General features: G+C 62.5%; 1 protein-coding gene. It reads right to left on the minus strand.

Going from position 1 to position 309, the window contains the following annotated elements:
- On the minus strand, nucleotides 1-309 hold a 309-nt coding region (locus EXE45_RS20160), incomplete at both ends, for a hypothetical protein (protein WP_158294356.1).

Consider the following 309-nt stretch of genomic DNA (forward strand, 5'->3'; position numbering starts at 1 on the left):
TTCGTGATACTCGATCACAAACGTTCCGACCGCCTCACGAGAGAGTTCGTCGGGCGGGCTGTAGTCCGCGAGCGTTGATGTCGGGCAGTCATCAGGCAGGTCGTCCGCTGGTCGCTCGTCAGGCGCGTCACCGGGATAGATGAACTCCCGAGATTCGTGCGTCCACAGCCGCCAGTCGCCGTCTTCGGCTCGGAGTTTGTGGGTGAGCCCTGCCGGTTGACGGTCGCCCTCTTCAGCAGGGGTGGCGAACTCGTCGAGAACAGTTGCTTCGGTGTCGGATTCCGCTACGAGGGTACGCTCCTCGACAGT

Origin of the sequence: Halorubrum sp. SP9, assembly GCF_005435015.1 — an archaeon.
In the GTDB taxonomy this organism is placed as follows: domain Archaea; phylum Halobacteriota; class Halobacteria; order Halobacteriales; family Haloferacaceae; genus Halorubrum; species Halorubrum sodomense.